The organism is Citrobacter arsenatis (genome assembly GCF_004353845.1).
Classification (GTDB): domain Bacteria; phylum Pseudomonadota; class Gammaproteobacteria; order Enterobacterales; family Enterobacteriaceae; genus Citrobacter; species Citrobacter arsenatis.
This window is the reverse complement of sequence record NZ_CP037864.1, coordinates 4,171,930-4,186,855: the sequence shown is the minus strand read 5'-3', so window position 1 is coordinate 4,186,855 and position 14,926 is coordinate 4,171,930. Positions and strand designations below refer to the sequence as shown.

Annotated in this window: 14 protein-coding genes; 9 read left to right on the top strand and 5 right to left on the bottom strand. The window is 55.1% G+C overall.

Annotated elements, in window-relative coordinates; all coding sequences use genetic code 11:
* Positions 1–23: 23 nt before the first annotated feature.
* The 5 genes from E1B03_RS21150 (at position 24) to E1B03_RS21130 (ending at position 5,395) form a co-directional block, all read left to right on the top strand.
* Positions 24–809: an SDR family oxidoreductase gene (locus tag E1B03_RS21150; protein WP_006687031.1), complete on the top strand. Its 786-nt coding sequence runs from the start codon at positions 24–26 to the stop codon at positions 807–809.
* Positions 810–919: 110 nt separating this feature from the next.
* The gene (locus tag E1B03_RS21145; protein ID WP_133086869.1) at positions 920–2,374 is read left to right on the top strand and encodes an FAD-binding oxidoreductase; all 1,455 of its coding nucleotides are present in this window, start codon (positions 920–922) and stop codon (positions 2,372–2,374) included.
* 60 nt (positions 2,375–2,434) lie between these two features.
* Complete coding sequence (locus tag E1B03_RS21140) at positions 2,435–3,784, top strand: MFS transporter (RefSeq protein ID WP_246044124.1); 1,350 nt, start codon at positions 2,435–2,437, stop codon at positions 3,782–3,784.
* A complete protein-coding gene (locus tag E1B03_RS21135; protein ID WP_133086868.1) occupies positions 3,762–4,544 on the top strand; it encodes an adenine nucleotide alpha hydrolase family protein in 783 nt (260 codons plus the stop codon). Before E1B03_RS21140 ends, E1B03_RS21135 begins: the two co-directional genes overlap by 23 nt.
* Positions 4,541–5,395 (top strand): electron transfer flavoprotein subunit alpha/FixB family protein, encoded by an 855-nt coding sequence (locus E1B03_RS21130; protein ID WP_133086867.1) that lies wholly within the window; start codon positions 4,541–4,543, stop codon positions 5,393–5,395. Before E1B03_RS21135 ends, E1B03_RS21130 begins: the two co-directional genes overlap by 4 nt.
* Positions 5,396–5,471: 76 nt before the next feature.
* On the opposite strand, the gene E1B03_RS21125 is transcribed toward E1B03_RS21130, so the two are convergent.
* The 4 genes from E1B03_RS21125 to queD all read right to left on the bottom strand — a co-directional run bounded on the left by E1B03_RS21125 (position 5,472) and on the right by queD (position 8,034).
* Entirely contained in the window at positions 5,472–6,047 is a 576-nt protein-coding gene (locus tag E1B03_RS21125) for a glycerol-3-phosphate responsive antiterminator (protein WP_006687043.1), read from the bottom strand.
* Positions 6,048–6,068: 21 nt separating this feature from the next.
* The gene (locus E1B03_RS21120) at positions 6,069–6,329 is read right to left on the bottom strand and encodes a ferredoxin family protein (protein WP_133086866.1); all 261 of its coding nucleotides are present in this window, start codon (positions 6,327–6,329) and stop codon (positions 6,069–6,071) included.
* Positions 6,320–7,591 (bottom strand): FAD-dependent oxidoreductase, encoded by a 1,272-nt coding sequence (locus tag E1B03_RS21115; protein ID WP_133086865.1) that lies wholly within the window; start codon positions 7,589–7,591, stop codon positions 6,320–6,322. The genes E1B03_RS21120 and E1B03_RS21115 overlap by 10 nt, the downstream gene beginning before the upstream one ends.
* 80 nt (positions 7,592–7,671) lie before the next feature.
* Complete coding sequence (gene queD, locus E1B03_RS21110) at positions 7,672–8,034, bottom strand: 6-carboxytetrahydropterin synthase QueD (RefSeq protein ID WP_043017394.1); 363 nt, start codon at positions 8,032–8,034, stop codon at positions 7,672–7,674.
* Positions 8,035–8,339: 305 nt separating this feature from the next.
* Between queD and cysJ the strand changes: the two genes are divergently transcribed.
* The 3 genes from cysJ (at position 8,340) to cysH (ending at position 12,669) form a co-directional block, all read left to right on the top strand.
* Positions 8,340–10,139, top strand: a complete 1,800-nt coding sequence (gene cysJ, locus E1B03_RS21100; RefSeq protein WP_133086864.1) for an NADPH-dependent assimilatory sulfite reductase flavoprotein subunit — start codon at positions 8,340–8,342, stop codon at positions 10,137–10,139.
* Positions 10,139–11,851, top strand: coding sequence for an assimilatory sulfite reductase (NADPH) hemoprotein subunit (cysI, locus tag E1B03_RS21095; RefSeq protein ID WP_103769142.1), 1,713 nt, complete (start codon positions 10,139–10,141; stop codon positions 11,849–11,851). Before cysJ ends, cysI begins: the two co-directional genes overlap by 1 nt.
* Positions 11,852–11,934: 83 nt before the next feature.
* On the top strand, positions 11,935–12,669 hold the full coding sequence (gene cysH, locus E1B03_RS21085) for a phosphoadenosine phosphosulfate reductase (protein WP_133086863.1): 735 nt from the start codon (positions 11,935–11,937) through the stop codon (positions 12,667–12,669).
* Positions 12,670–12,713: 44 nt separating this feature from the next.
* Here the strand turns inward: cysH and E1B03_RS21080 are convergent, their stop codons facing one another.
* A complete protein-coding gene (locus tag E1B03_RS21080; RefSeq protein WP_133086862.1) occupies positions 12,714–13,757 on the bottom strand; it encodes an aminopeptidase in 1,044 nt (347 codons plus the stop codon).
* A gap of 254 nt (positions 13,758–14,011) precedes the next feature.
* On the opposite strand from E1B03_RS21080, the gene cysD reads away from it, so the two are divergent.
* Complete coding sequence (gene cysD, locus E1B03_RS21075; RefSeq protein ID WP_003034152.1) at positions 14,012–14,920, top strand: sulfate adenylyltransferase subunit CysD; 909 nt, start codon at positions 14,012–14,014, stop codon at positions 14,918–14,920.
* Positions 14,921–14,926 lie beyond the last annotated feature (6 nt).

Below are 14,926 nucleotides of genomic sequence, written 5' to 3'. Positions count from 1 at the left end.
CTAAAAGAATTTGGAGCCAAACTATGTCGATCGAATCTCTTAATGCATTCTCAATGGATTTCTTTTCGCTGAAAGGTAAAACGGCGATTGTCACCGGCGGCAATAGCGGGCTGGGTCAGGCTTTTGCCATGGCGCTGGCGAAGGCGGGGGCGAACCTGTTTATCCCGAGCTTTGTGAAAGATAACGGTGAAACCAAAGAAATTATTGAAAAACAGGGTGTTGAAGTCGAGTTCATGCAGGTGGATATCACTGAGAAAGGCGCACCGGAGAAGATCATCGCCGCCTGCTGCAAACGCTTCGGCACGGTCGATATTCTGGTCAACAACGCCGGGATTTGTAAGCTGAATAAGGTGCTGGATTTTGGGCGTGCGGACTGGGATCCGATGATTGACGTTAACCTGACGGCAGCGTTTGAACTGAGCTATGAAGCGGCAAAAATTATGATCCCGCAAAATAGCGGGAAAATTATTAACATTTGCTCCTTATTCTCCTACCTTGGCGGGCAGTGGTCACCAGCTTATTCAGCCACTAAACATGCGCTTGCCGGTTTCACCAAGGCATATTGCGATGAATTAGGACAATATAATATTCAGGTTAATGGTATTGCCCCAGGGTATTATGCGACCGATATTACGTTGGCCACTCGTAGTAATCCGGAAACTAATCAGCGGGTATTGGATCATATTCCAGCTAATCGCTGGGGGGATACTCAGGATTTAATGGGCGCAGCCGTATTTTTAGCGAGTCAGGCATCCAATTATGTGAATGGACATCTATTAGTTGTCGATGGCGGCTATCTGGTACGCTAACTCTTAATTGCTGATTTTTGTTTTCATTAATTATATTACACAATATCATTCAAGATGCAGCTTGAAGGGTGGCGTGTATATTCCGAATTTATTATCAGGAAGGAATTACTATGTCTTTATCCCGTGAAGCGATTGTTGATCAGCTCAAAGAGATTGTTGGTTGCGATCGCGTGATTACTGATGAAACCGTTTTAAAACGAAACAGTATTGACCGCTTTCGTAAATATGCTGATATCCATGGCATCTTTACGCTACCGCTGCCTGCCGCAGTGGTTAAGTTAGGCTCGACCGACCAGGTTTCTAACGTGCTGGCCTTTATGAACCAGCATAAGATCAATGGCGTTCCGCGTACCGGTGCTTCTGCGACGGAAGGCGGTCTGGAAACCGTGGTTGAGAATTCCGTGGTGCTGGACGGCGCCGGGATGAACCAAATCCTGAATATTGATATCGAGAATATGCAGGCGACCGCGCAGTGCGGCGTGCCGCTGGAAGTGCTGGAAAACGCGCTGCGGGCTAAGGGCTACACCACCGGACACTCGCCGCAGTCTAAACCGCTGGCGCAGATGGGCGGCCTGGTGGCAACCCGCAGCATTGGTCAATTTTCCACGCTGTACGGCGCAATTGAAGATATGGTTGTCGGCCTCGAGGCCGTACTGGCGGACGGCACCGTCACCCGCATCAAAAACGTCCCGCGCCGCGCCGCCGGCCCGGACATTCGCCACATCATTATCGGTAACGAAGGCGCACTGTGCTATATCACTGAAGTGACAGTGAAAATATTCAAGTTTACCCCGGAAAACAACCTCTACTATGGCTACGTTCTGGACGATATGAAGGTGGGGTTTGAGATCCTGCGTGAAGTGATGGTGGAGGGATATCGTCCGTCGATCGCTCGCCTGTACGATGCGGAAGATGGCACCCAGCACTTCACCCATTTTGCCGATGGCAAATGCGTGCTGATCTTTATGGCTGAGGGCAACCCGCGGCTGGCGAAAGCGACCGGGGAAGGCATTGCGGAAGTTGTGGCGCGCTACCCGCAGTGTCAGCGCGTGGACAGTAAGCTTATCGAAAACTGGTTTAACCATCTGAACTGGGGCCCGGAAAAAGTGGCCGCCGAACGCGTACAGATCCTGAAAACCGGTAATATGGGCTTCACCACCGAGGTTTCAGGCTGCTGGAGCTGCATCCACCAGATCTATGAAAGCGTGATCCAGCGTATTCGTACCGAATTCCCGCACGCCGATGATATCACCATGCTGGGCGGTCACTCCTCTCATAGTTATATCAACGGTACCAACATGTACTTTGTGTATGACTACAACGTTGTGGGCTGCAAACCGGAAGAGGAGATTGATAAGTACCACAACCCACTCAACAAAATTATCTGTGAAGAGACGATTCGCCTCGGCGGTTCGATGGTGCATCACCACGGGATTGGTAAACATCGCGTTCACTGGAGCAAGCTGGAACACGGCAGCGCATGGCCGTTGCTGGAAGGATTGAAGAAGCAGTTCGATCCCAACGGTATTATGAATGCGGGGACAATCTACCCGATTGAAAAATAAAGATGCAGGCGGCTTCCCGGTCGGGAAGTCGCTTCATTACCGGACCATGAAGGGGTAGAAATGAACACTTCACCGGTGCGAATGGATGATTTACCGCTAAACGGCTTTCACTGCCGTATTGCCGCGCTGACTTTTGGCGCACATCTCGTTGATGGCTATGTCCTTGGCGTCATCGGTTACGCCATTATTCAGCTCACCCCCGCTATGCATCTGACGCCGTTTATGGCGGGTATGATCGGCGGCGCGGCGCTACTGGGGCTTTTTATCGGCAGCCTGATTCTGGGATGGGTTTCGGATCACATTGGCCGCCAGAAAATTTTCAACTTCAGCTTTGTGCTGATTACCGTCGCTTCATTTCTGCAGTTTTTCGCCACCACGCCAGAGCAACTGATTGGTTTGCGGATCCTGATTGGGATCGGCCTCGGGGGGGATTACTCCGTGGGCCACACGCTGCTGGCCGAGTTTTCGCCGCGCCGACACCGGGGAATTCTGCTGGGCGCATTCAGCGTGGTATGGACCGTCGGCTATGTGCTGGCAAGTCTGGCTGGGCACCACTTTATTACGGAAAACCCTGATGCCTGGCGCTGGCTGCTGGCATCGTCCGCTCTCCCGGCACTATTGATTACGCTGCTGCGCTGGGGGACGCCGGAATCGCCGCGCTGGCTGATGCGTCAGGGACGATTCGCCGAAGCGCATGCGGTAGTACAGCGCTGTTTTGGTATGCACGTACAGCTCGGTGATGAGGTTATAAAAGAGACGAATAAACACATCAGAACCCTGTTCTCATCGCGCTACTGGCGGCGCACGGCCTTTAATAGCATCTTCTTTGTCTGCCTGGTGATCCCCTGGTTCGTTATTTACACCTGGCTGCCGACGATTGCCGAAACCATTGGTCTTGAAGATGCGCTAACCGCCAGCCTGTTGCTGAATGCGCTGCTGATCGTGGGCGCGCTGCTGGGGCTGGTATTAACCCATCTGCTGGCGCATCGCCACTTCCTGCTGGGCAGCTTTCTGCTGCTCGCGGCGACATTAATTGTGATGGCTTGCTTACCGCCCGGTAGCCACTGGACGCTGCTGCTGTTTGTCTTTTTCAGCACCACGATTTCAGCGGTCAGCAATCTGGTGGGGATTTTACCGGCGGAAAGCTTTCCCACCGACATTCGCTCGCTGGGGGTAGGATTTGCCACCGCCATGAGCCGCCTTGGTGCGGCCATCAGCACCGGTTTGCTGCCCTGGACTCTGGCGCAATGGGGGATGACGGTCACGCTGCTGCTATTAGCTGGCGTATTGCTGATCGGCTTTGTGGTGACCTGGCTATGGGCGCCGGAGACCAAAGCGCTGCCGCTGGTGGCAGCCGGCAGCGGCGACCACAGACAAGGAGGTACAAATGAACATTCTGTTGGCGTTTAAGCCCGAACCTGATGCCAGCATGCTGGCGGAAAAAGACTGGCAGACGACCGCCCGGGACACCTGCGGGCCGGATGTTTCGCTATTGCGCTGCGCCATCGGTGCTGATGAACAGGCCGCCGCCGCGCTGCTGCTGGCCCAGCGTAGCGCGGGCTGTGAGATGACCCTGACCGCATTAAGCATTGGCGATGAGCGCGCGCTGCACTGGCTACGTTACTTTGCCGCGTTAGGCTTTGAGCAGCAGGTGCTGCTGGAGGCGGCCGGAGACCTGCGCTTTGCGCCATCCTTTATTGCCGGGCAGCTTGCCGACTGGCAGCGCAGCCTCGGGGCTGAACTGGTAGTGATCGGCTGCCAGAGCAGCGAGGGGCAGAATGGGCAGACGCCGTTTCTTCTGGCGGAGATGCTGAACTGGCCCTGTTTCACCCAGGTCGAACGCTTCACCCTTGAGCCGCCTTTTGTGGTCGTCGAACAGCGAACGATATCCGGTGTTCGCCGCTGCCGGGTACGTCTGCCCGCGGTGATTGCGGTCAGGCAGTGTGGCGAAGTGGCGCTGCCGGTTCCCGGTATGCGCCAGCGACTGGCGGCGGCAAAGGCGGAGGTTGTGCGCCGGGCGGTGACCGCCGAGGCGACGCCTGCGGTTCAGTGTTTACGCCTGACTCGCCCGGAGCAACGGCGCAGCGCGGTGATAATCGAGGGGGCAACGGCGCAGGAGAAAGCCAGGAACCTATGGAATAGCTACCTTCGCCAGAGGATGCAGCCATGAAGATAGCGATGGTGATGACTGCCGGTGAGAGCGCCGCGATGGGTCACTGGCTAGCGACCGCCAGCCTCGCAGATGCAGAGCTGGAGCGCTGGATTATCGACGGTGAAGCCGAGGTTGCGCAGCAGCTTCTTGAGGCGCTGGTTGCCCGGTGGCGGCAGACGCCGGTCGATATGCTGATATTCCCGGCGGGTACGTTGGGCGATGAGCTGGCGACCAGGCTGGCCTGGCGTTTACAGGGCGGCAGCGTGTGCCAGGTGCTGGCAGTGAATACGCCAGAGGGGCGAGTGACGAAGCCTCACTGGGGCAATGCGCTGATTGCGACCCTGAAGGTGGCGGCCCGGCCGCTTTGCCTGTCGCTGGCGCGCCAGCCCGGCGTTCATACGTCTATCGATCTTCCTGTCGAGATGACGACTCGCCATATTGCGCCAGCGGCTTTACCTGACTGGTTAATCAGCGTTGAAAGCGTCGAGCCTACGGGCGCTCATCCCTTGCTGGAGGCGAAGCACGTGCTGGTGGTCGGGCAGGGCGGCGAGGGCGTTGATGCCGACCACATTGCGGCGCTGGCGCACGGTCTGGGGGCGGAAGCGGGCTACAGCCGCGCGCGGGTGATGAACGGCGGCTACGATGCGGAACGCCTGATAGGGATCTCTGGTCATCTGTTGGCGCCGGATGTTTGCATTGTCGCGGGCGCGTCGGGGGCGGCGGCGCTGATGGCTGGGGTCAGAGATAGCCGGTTTATCGTGGCTGTCAATCGTGACGCCAGCGCGCCGGTATTTACCCAGGCGGATGTCGGCATTGTGGATGACTGGCCTGCGGTGCTTGAAGCGCTGACTGCCTGCGCGGATACATAATGCCGGATGGCGGCTGACGCCTTATCCGGCCTACGAGCTTGGCCCGGTAAGGCGTTAGCCGCCACCGGGCACAAGATTAATTAAGCTGCTTCGCTAATTTCCAGACCGTGGTATTGGTGGTAGACAGGGCCGCAACGCCAGCCTTCATCGCATTACGCGCATCTTCCTCATCGCAGACTAGCCCGCCGGCAATCAGCGGCTGGCGAATTTTCTCCGTGACCCATCCCAGAACTTTCGGCATACAGCCCGGCAGAATCTCAATGCAATCAGGATTAGACTGCGCCACCTGCTTATCAATATTATGAAAGGAGATGGAGTCGACGATAAACAGGCGATGAATGCAGAAAAAACCTTCCGCTCTGGCCGCTTTTAGCATCGGCGCTTTAGTGCTGATGATCCCGTCCGCCTCGGTAACCAGCTTTAAAAACTGAATCACCACCTCTTTATTGGAAGCGCCTTCCAGCAGGTCGACGTGAATAAACGCATACTTACCGGCGTTTTTGATTTTCTTGACGATGTTGCTGATGGTGCAGATATTGCCGTACAGCACGGAGATAAACTGGCACTCGGAATCAATGGCCAACTGCAGGCTGGCGTTGTCTTTAACGGCGGCAATGACCGGATTTTGTCGGAGCAGGTGTAGCAGGGGCATGGTGTTTCCCTTGTAGATTTATTACCCAAAACGCAGTGTAATTCCAAAACCTGAGTCAGGATAGCGCCATTCTTTCAGCGTTGCCTCATCGCATAACAATCGGCAGGTGCCGCACTCCAGACAGCTCCGATAGTCAACGCGCAGTTCGCCCTCTGCCGTGCGTGAGAAAAGCCCGGCTGGGCAGGATTGAATCAGTAACTCGGCGATTTCCGGAGTCGGTGAAGCAGACGGAACAATATGTGGGCTGTCGGCGGGACGCCAGACGTTGCGGGCTACAGACATCGTAAACTCCTGAGCAGATCGCCTGCCAGATGGCGCAGGCCGTGACGACGAAGATGACGCCAGACTATCTGGCGCAGAGGCGGAACCGGGCGCTCACCCTGCTGCCAGAGTTCGCGGGAGATATCGTCCATCAGCGCAGGCCACTGGCGATACCAGCCGGGACGCTGCAACAGGGCGGGGACGTGCTGGTAACGCTGAAGACTCTCCCACAGCACGCTGCGCTCAATATCCCGATGGTACTGCGGAAACAGGTTCTGCGGCGCGCTTTGCTGACAGGCGCGAATCAGGGTTTGCGCCGCCGCCTGCGCGCCGATTAAAGCCATGTCCATACCGCGCACGGTAAAACCGGTATTAATACAGGTACGCAGCGCGTCGCCCACCAGCAGCCAGCCTTCCCCGGCATACTGGACGGGCATGCTATGCAGCCCGCCTTCCGGCACCAGATGCGCGCCATACTCCAGCAACTCGCCTCCGCGCAGCAGAGGACGCAGGGCCGGGTGCGACCGAAGATGCTCCAGCAGTTCGGCGGCGGGTACGGGGCTTTTCCCCAACGAGGAGAGCGGGCATACAATGCCGAATGAGAGCGTATCCTGATTGGTATAGAGGAACGCGCCGCCGGGTAAATCCCCGCAGACGCCGCCGGTGAAGAGCAGCGCGGCGCCTTCGTTGCCTTCCAGGCGGAAGCGATCCTCCAGCGTGTTTTGCTCCAGCGCCAGCACGGCTTTGATGCCCAGCGCCATCGATGAAGGAGAGGGACGAGCGAGTAAACCATGCCGCTCCGCCAGTTCGCTATTGGCCCCTTCCGCCAGCACCACGTAGCGCGCGCGCAGGGTTTCGTTAGCGCAAATAACGCCGCAGACCCGGCCATTTTCGCGATACAGCGCCTCAACCGTGATGCCGGTAATACACTGGACGCCTGCGGACTCGGCCTGGCTGACAAACCACGGATCGAAGCGGGCGCGCAGCACGCTCCATGAGTCGCCGCCGGGCTGGAGGCTGGAACAGGTGGTTGCGCCGTCGGCGGTCAGTAAAGTCAGGCTTTCCTGGGTGATACGCCGTTCAAGCGGCGCGGATTGCTGAAAATGGGGGAGCAGTTCGGCAAGCGGATGGCAATACAGACGCCCGCCGGAAAGATTTTTACTGCCGGGAAATTCGCCGCGTTCAAGCAGCAGAACCGAAAGTCCAGCCCGCGCGCAGCGTAAAGCACAGGCGGTGCCAGCTATCCCTGCGCCGATGATAATAATATCAAAATCGTCAGTCATATTGCGCCCCAGATATCCAGAGCGCATAAGCTAACATGGCGTTATTTAAGGAATATTGACCGCCGACACAAACGCCTTAATCACTCGCCGCGATAGACGCAGCCCGCTGTGCAGGTCTCTTTCACCATTACGGCACTCAGCAGAGGGACAACCGGTTTAACCTGATCCCAAATCCATTTTGCCAGTACTTCACTGGTTGGGTTTTCTAAGCCTGGAATATCGTTCAGATAATAGTGATCGAGTCGGTCGTAAGTCGGCTTAAACGCCGCTTTTAACTCTGAAAAATCCATAATCCAACCGGTATGCGGATCGACTTCACCGGTAATTTCAAGACGCACCATAAATGAGTGACCATGCAGGCGGCCACACTTATGCCCTTCCGGTACGTGCGGCAGGCGGTGAGCGGCTTCGAAGGTGAAATCTTTAAACAAGGTGGTGGACATTTTTTACTCTCAAGAATGCGAAAAACCGCGGTAGGGTACCGGAAAGCACATTTTTTCGCATTAACTAAAACGGCCCTGACCAGTAAATGGATATATTCATTTGGTCTATTGTAATTAACTCATTATATATCATGCAGTTATTCAATCGTTTTTGTTGTTAATAACTATAACTAAAACAGGTTAGTCCATTTGGTTATTTGTTATTTCCATCCCTTCTTTAATTGTTACTATCCCCACCGTTAACCTTATCTTCAGTTTGGGTTTTATTGCTGAAATCCGCTTTGCTTACTGGAACATGACAACGCATGACGACACAGGCCCCACCTTCCGCTTTGCTACCGCTAAACCCGGAGCAGCTGGCACGCCTTCAGGCAGCCACGACCGATTTCACTCCCGCACAGCTTGCGTGGGTTTCTGGCTATTTTTGGGGCGTGCTGAATCAGCAGCCAGGCAGCAATGCGGCGGCACCAGTCCCTGCCGCCCAAATGCCCGGTATTACGCTTATCTCCGCCTCGCAAACCGGTAATGCGCGTCGTGTGGCGGAAGCCCTGCGCGATGACCTGATCGCCGCGAAGCTTAACGTTACTCTCATCAACGCTGGCGACTATAAATTCAAACAAATCGCCAATGAAAAATTGCTGATCGTGGTAGCGTCGACGCAAGGGGAAGGTGAACCGGCGGAAGAAGCCGTGGCGTTGCATAAATTCCTGTTCTCGAAAAAAGCGCCGAAGCTCGATAACACTGCTTTTGCCGTGTTTGGTCTTGGCGACACCTCTTACGAGTTTTTCTGTCAGTCAGGAAAAGACTTTGATACGAAACTGGCTGAGCTGGGCGGTGAACGTCTGCTTGACCGTGTCGACGCCGACGTCGAATACCAGGCTGCGGCTGCGCAGTGGCGTGCCCGTCTGGTTGATGTCCTGAAAGCGCGTTCGCCTGCGGCATCCTCTGTGCAAGTTGCAGCGAGCGGCGCGGTAAACGAAGTACACACCAGTCCGTATACCAAAGAAGCACCGCTGACGGCGTCGCTTGCAGTGAATCAGAAAATTACCGGCCGCGACTCTGAAAAAGACGTGCGCCATATTGAGATTGATTTAGGCGATTCCGGCCTGCGCTATCAGCCGGGCGATGCATTGGGTGTCTGGTATCAAAATGATCCGGCTTTGGTCAAAGAGCTGGTAGAACTGCTGTGGCTGAAAGGGGACGAACCGGTCACGGTTGATGGCAAAACCCTGCCGCTCGCCGAAGCGCTGGAGTGGCACTTCGAACTGACGGTCAACACCGGAAATATCGTCGAGAACTATGCCACCTTAACCCGCAGCGAGTCTTTGCTGCCGCTGGTGGGCGATAAGGCGCAGCTTCAACATTACGCCGCGACCACGCCGATCGTTGATATGGTGCGTTTCTCTCCGGCACAGCTGGATGCTCAGGCACTAGTCGACCTGCTGCGTCCGCTGACGCCGCGCCTGTACTCTATCGCCTCTTCGCAGGCGGAAACTGACAACGAAGTGCACGTCACCGTTGGTGTGGTTCGCTATGATATCGAGGGCCGCGCCCGCGCTGGCGGCGCTTCCAGCTTCCTCGCCGATCGTGTGGAAGAAGAGGGCGAAGTGCGCGTGTTCATCGAGCATAACGATAACTTCCGTCTGCCGGTAAACCCGCAAACCCCGGTGATTATGATTGGGCCAGGTACCGGTATTGCGCCGTTCCGCGCCTTTATGCAGCAGCGCGCGGCGGAAGGTGCGGAAGGCAAGAACTGGCTGTTCTTCGGCAACCCGCACTTTACCGAAGATTTCCTCTACCAGGTGGAGTGGCAAAGCTACGTCAAAGAGGGCGTATTGAGCCGTATTGATCTCGCCTGGTCTCGCGATCAAAAAGAAAAAGTCTACGTACAAGATAAACTGCGCCAACAGGGCGCGGAACTGTGGCGCTGGATCAATGACGGTGCCCACATTTATGTCTGCGGCGACGCTAATCGTATGGCGAAAGACGTTGAGCAGGCTTTGTTGGAAGTGATTGCCGAATTCGGTGTGATGGATATCGAAGCGGCAGATGAATTTTTAAGTGAGCTGCGCATTGAGCGCCGTTATCAGCGAGATGTCTACTAATGAGCGAAAAACATCCAGGACCATTGGTGGTCGAAGGCAAACTGTCCGACGCTGAGCGTATGAAGCTGGAAAGCAACTATCTGCGCGGCACCATTGCCGAAGATTTAAATGACGGTCTGACCGGCGGTTTTAAAGGCGACAACTTCCTGCTGATCCGTTTTCACGGTATGTACCAGCAAGACGACCGCGATATCCGTGCCGAACGTGCCGAGCAAAAGCTGGAGCCGCGTCATGCGATGCTGCTGCGCTGTCGTCTGCCGGGTGGGGTGATCACCACCAAACAGTGGCAGGCGATCGACAAGTTCGCCCATGACAACACCATTTACGGCAGCATTCGTCTGACCAACCGTCAGACCTTTCAGTTCCACGGTATTCTGAAGAAGAACGTCAAACCGGTGCACCAGATGCTGCACTCCGTCGGCCTGGACGCGCTGGCGACCGCCAACGACATGAACCGTAACGTGCTGTGCACCTCGAACCCGTATGAGTCTGAGCTGCACGCCGAAGCCTATGAATGGGCAAAGAAAATTTCCGAGCACCTGTTGCCGCGCACCCGCGCCTACGCTGAGATTTGGCTCGATCAGGAAAAAGTGGCGACCACGGACGAAGAACCGATCCTCGGTCAAACCTATCTGCCGCGTAAGTTTAAAACGACCGTCGTGATCCCGCCGCAGAACGACATCGATCTGCACGCCAACGACATGAACTTTGTGGCGATTGCTGAAAACGGCAAGCTGGTAGGCTTTAACCTACTGGTTGGCGGGGGACTGTCGATTGAGCACGGTAACAAGAAAACTTACGCCCGTACGGCAAGCGAGTTTGGCTTCCTGCCGCTAGAGCATACGTTGGCAGTAGCGGAAGCTGTTGTGACCACGCAGCGTGACTGGGGTAATCGTACCGATCGTAAAAACGCCAAAACCAAATACACCCTTGAGCGCGTGGGCGTTGAGACGTTCAAAGAAGAAGTAGAACGTCGCGCAGGGATCAAGTTTGAGCCGATCCGCCCGTACGAGTTCACCGGTCGCGGCGATCGTATCGGCTGGGTGAAAGGGATCGACAATAAATGGCATCTGACGTTGTTTATTGAAAACGGACGAATCCTCGATTATCCGGGGCGACCGCTGAAAACCGGTCTGCTGGAGATCGCGAAGATCCACAAAGGTGAGTTCCGCATTACCGCAAACCAGAACCTGATCATTGCCGGTGTTCCTGAGAGTGAAAAGGCGAAGATTGAGAAGATTGCGCAGAAGAGTGGCTTAATGAACGCGGTGAAACCGCAGCGTGAAAACTCGATGGCCTGCGTCTCGTTCCCAACCTGTCCACTGGCGATGGCCGAAGCTGAACGCTTCCTGCCGTCGTTCACCGACAAGGTGGAAGCAATTCTGGAAAAACACGGTATTCCCGAAGAGCATATCGTGATGCGCGTAACCGGCTGCCCGAACGGCTGTGGCCGTGCGATGCTCGCCGAGCTGGGGCTGGTGGGTAAAGCGCCGGGCCGCTACAACGTACACCTTGGCGGTAACCGCATGGGGACGCGCATTCCGCGTATGTATCGCGAAAATATTACGGAGTCAGAAATTCTCGACTCTGTTGACGAACTGGTTGGGCGCTGGGCGAAAGAGCGCGAAGCGGGTGAAGGCTTCGGTGACTTTACGGTGCGTGCGGGCATCATTCGCCCGGTGCTCGATCCTGCGCGTGATTTCTGGGAATAATGTGAAACTGACTTATCGGGCCTACTGAATTTGTAGGCCTGATAAGCGTAGCGCCATCAGGCAAGGCATACAGCGAGGAACTTATGTCCAAACTCGATCTCAACGCATTGAACGATCTGCCGAAAGTTGAACGCGTTATGGCGTTGGCGCAAACCAACGATCAACTGGAAAAATTGAGCGCCGAGGATCGTGTGGCGTGGGCGCTGGAAAACTTGCCTGGTGAATATGTACTGTCATCAAGTTTTGGTATTCAGGCGGCGGTCAGCCTGCATCTGGTGAATCAGATCCGCCCGGATATCCCAGTGATCCTCACCGATACCGGCTATTTGTTCCCGGAAACCTACCAGTTTATTGATGAGTTAACGGACAAGCTCAAGCTAAACCTGCAAGTCTACCGGGCGAAGGAAAGTGCGGCCTGGCAAGAAGCGCGCTACGGCAAACTGTGGGAGCAGGGCGTTGAGGGCATTGAAAAATACAATGACATCAACAAAGTTGAGCCGATGAACCGGGCGCTACAGGAACTGAATGTACAAACCTGGTTTGCCGGTCTGCGCCGTGAGCAGTCGGGCAGCCGCGCGCATTTGCCGGTGCTGGCTATCCAGCGCGGTGTGTTTAAAGTGCTACCGATCATCGACTGGGATAACCGTACGGTTTACCAGTATCTGCAAAAACACGGTCTGAAGTACCATCCGTTGTGGGACCAGGGCTATCTGTCAGTCGGTGATACCCACACCACACGCAAATGGGAGCCGGGTATGGCGGAAGAAGAGACGCGGTTCTTCGGATTGAAGCGCGAGTGCGGATTGCACGAAGGGTAACCGAGAAGAGCCCGGTAAGATTTATATCCTACCGGGCTTCTGCTTCAGGATTTACCCGCTTTCGCCAGTTCTTTTACCAGCGGCAGCATAATGCGTACCACGTCGCGGCTGCGGTGCTCTATCCGGCCCGGTAACGCTTTATCGATATGCTGCTGGTTATCCAGCCGCACATCGTGCCAACTGTTGCCATCGGGGAATGAGGCACTTTTGGCGCGCTGTTGATAGCCATCTTTCTTGCCCAGGCTCCAGTTGGTCGCTTCAACGGAGAGAACGGAAATCCCCGCATTGTCGAAAACCTCTGCATCGTTACAACATCCAGTACCTTTCGGATAGTCTTTGTTCAGGCCCGGATTGGTGCTGGCAACGATACCGCGGCTGTGCGCGATAGCCAGTGCCCGGTCGCGCGTCAGTTTTCGTACCGCTTCCGGGGTTTTCTTACCGCTATTGAAATAGAGCTTATCACCGACAATCAGGTTATCGAGGTTGATAACCAGCAGCGTGTTTTTCTTCTCGGCAGCGCTCATTCGCTTCAGGATGTTCTCCGCGCCCAGTTTGCCTTCTTCCTCACCGCTGGTGGCGATAAATCGAATACCGTACTGCGTCGGCACGTTTTTGAGTTTTTCCGCCAGTTCAAGCATCACGCCAACACCTGCGGCGTTGTCATCGATACCTTGCAGGGTTAATCCACCCAGATTGGCATCGGAATCGGCGTCGCTTTGTGCGGCGTAAGTGTCGAGGTGCGCCATAATAATAATCTGCTGCGGCGCTTTACCTTCATGTGCTGCAATAACGGTGCTTCCCGTTACGTTATGCCAGTTTTTACGGTTATCTTTGGCGGTATAAACATAACGGCTGTTAAACGTCCGAATATCGCTGCTATAGCCCATCTGTTGAAATTGCTGACGTATATAATCAGCAGACAACATTTCAGCCGGAGATCCCGTCACGCGGCCAGGGAAAAACGTTGCGATATATCGAGCCTGGGTATTTTCGATATCTCCGGGCTTCGAAGATGTTGCCTGTGCGGGAAGGATGAAGCACGCGCCGAGTGCCATGGCAGCAAGAAGGTGGCGCAATGCGAGAAACATGATGAGTCCTTAAATACCAAGCAGAAATTTTCAGCCGCTAGTATGAAACCGTGATCGAGGTAAAACAATTTCATTTGCTCCTAAATGCCCGAATTCCGGTAGCTTAAGCACTTTTTGATATTTGCTTTTCCGGATCGTTATTCCTTTGAGGAACTACTCATTCCAATTCGTAATTTCATTCGCCTCCTTGCCCTCCCTATAGTCAGGTTATCTGAGCATCGTTAGCAAAATAACGGCATTACATAGGAACGGTTATGGATCAAAAACGACTTACCCACCTGCGGCAACTGGAAGCGGAAAGCATCCATATCATTCGTGAGGTGGCCGCCGAGTTTTCTAATCCGGTGATGATGTATTCCATCGGCAAAGATTCCAGCGTAATGCTGCATCTGGCGCGCAAAGCGTTTTATCCTGGCACGCTGCCGTTCCCCCTGTTGCATGTTGATACCGGCTGGAAATTCAGCGAGATGTACGAGTTTCGTGACCGCACGGCGAAAGCCTACGGCTGTGAACTGCTGGTGCATAAAAACCCGGAAGGGGTGGCGATGGGCATTAACCCGTTTGTCCACGGTAGCGCCAAGCATACCGATATTATGAAAACTGAAGGGTTGAAGCAGGCGCTGAACAAATACGGTTTTGACGCCGCGTTTGGTGGCGCTCGTCGTGACGAAGAGAAATCGCGTGCCAAAGAGCGCATTTACTCTTTCCGCGATCGTTTTCATCGCTGGGATCCGAAAAACCAGCGTCCGGAGCTGTGGCACAACTACAACGGGCAGATTAACAAAGGCGAAAGCATTCGCGTATTCCCGCTCTCTAACTGGACTGAACAGGATATCTGGCAGTACATCTGGCTGGAAAATATCGACATCGTGCCGCTGTACCTGGCGGCGGAGCGTCCGGTGCTGGAACGCGACGGCATGCTGATGATGATTGATGACGACAGAATCGATCTGCAACCCGGTGAAGTGATTAAAAAACGCATGGTGCGTTTCCGTACGCTCGGCTGCTGGCCGCTGACAGGCGCGGTGGAGTCGAATGCGCAGACGCTGCCGGAAATTATCGAAGAGATGCTGGTCTCAACCACCAGTGAACGTCAGGGCCGCGTGATTGACCGCGACCAGGCGGGCTCCATGGAGCTGAAGAAACGTCAGGGGTATTTCTAAGGAGCC